Origin of the sequence: Rhodomicrobium sp. Az07 (assembly GCF_018619475.1) — a bacterium.
Taxonomy (GTDB): domain Bacteria; phylum Pseudomonadota; class Alphaproteobacteria; order Rhizobiales; family Rhodomicrobiaceae; genus Rhodomicrobium.
In genome coordinates, this window is record NZ_JAHFZG010000041.1 from 1 (window position 1) to 1259 (window position 1259).

Below are 1259 nucleotides of genomic sequence, written 5' to 3' on the forward strand. Positions count from 1 at the left end.
TTCGGTGGGAATGCCGCCCTCGATCAGCCGCGGCGGCGCAGGCGCCTGAGCCACGGCCTCCCCGCAAGGGCAAGCGTATTTGGGACGGCGGGTGACGATCACGCGGAAGACCGCCGGGATTTTGTCGAGGCGTTCGGACCTCTCCTCGCCGATCACGTGCATGGCCTTGCCGCAGCAGGGGCAGAGCGTGTTGTCCGGCTCGATGATCTGTTCGATCCGCTGCAGGGCCGCGGGAAGCGCGCCTCGGTTCGCGCGGCGTTTCTTCGCCCGCTCGCGCTTCAGGCTTTCGTCTTTCTTCTCTTCTTCGGCTTCCACCTTGGCGCTGCCGGTCTCAAGCTCTTCCAGGACCAAGGCGAGTTGGTCTTCGCTCAAGCGCTCGGATTTGCGGCCGAAGCGCGCCCGCCGCAGCACGGCGATAATATGATGAAGCTTCTCGTTGGCCGCGTTGAGCGCATCGCGTTCTTCAAGGAGCAGCCGTTTCGCAGTCCGCTCGGCAAGAACGAGCGTGCGCAAGGCGTCGACATCGTTGGGAAGCGCATCGGGCGAAGCTGCGATCATGACGGCAGTTTCACTGATTTGTGCCCAACTTCCAGTTGAAATTGCTGGCTTTGCGCCGGTAAGTTATAGTGTCGCCGTTGGCCGCTGAACCCGTTGCGCGTGAACCCGGGTCCAATCCAGCCCCTCGAGAAGCGCGGACAACTGCGCCGGCGAAAGACGCATCACGCCGCCCTCGATCTTAGGCCAGCGAAATTGACTACTCTCCAGGCGCTTGATCAGAAGGCATACGCCGGTTCCATCCCAGAACAGCAATTTTATCCTGTCCGCCCGCTTCGAGCGGAACACATAGATTACCCCCGAAAATGGATCGGCCTTGAACTCCGCCTCCACGATCGCTGCGAGCCCCATAGCGCCTTTGCGGAAATCGACCGGCTTCGTCGCGATCAGCACCCGCACGTTGGTTGGCGGCACGATCATGCGACGGCCTTCACCGCGCGAAGCACCCCGCAAGAGCCTTGGTGTCAATAGCGCCGCGCGTGCGAACCGTCGCCCCGCCAAGCACAATTTCGATCAGGGGAGCTTCAGCAACTGGAGCCGCCGCTTTCGCCGCTTCGGCCGGCGCCGTGGGAGGATCATCGGCGATCATCACTGGCGCAAAGGCCGGCGTTCCAAACACGAGCCCGGTCTTCCGCTTGCGAAACTCGTTGCGCCAATTGAACAATTGCTGAGGCCGCAAACCATGACGCCGAGCCACGTCCGAA

At 62.5% G+C, this 1259-nt stretch carries 3 protein-coding genes; all 3 read right to left on the reverse strand.

Annotation, left to right across the window (positions count from 1 at the left end; genetic code table 11):
* A partial coding sequence (locus KKP04_RS15225) for an IS66 family transposase zinc-finger binding domain-containing protein (RefSeq protein ID WP_215033521.1) occupies positions 1-558 on the reverse strand: 558 nt, incomplete at its 3' end.
* 63 nt (positions 559-621) lie between these two features.
* Positions 622-975 (reverse strand): IS66 family insertion sequence element accessory protein TnpB, encoded by a 354-nt coding sequence (gene tnpB / locus KKP04_RS15230; RefSeq protein ID WP_251134183.1) that lies wholly within the window; start codon positions 973-975, stop codon positions 622-624.
* A 10-nt stretch (positions 976-985) separates the two neighbouring features.
* The coding region (locus KKP04_RS15235) for a transposase (RefSeq protein ID WP_215033524.1) at positions 986-1259 on the reverse strand (274 nt) is incomplete at its 5' end.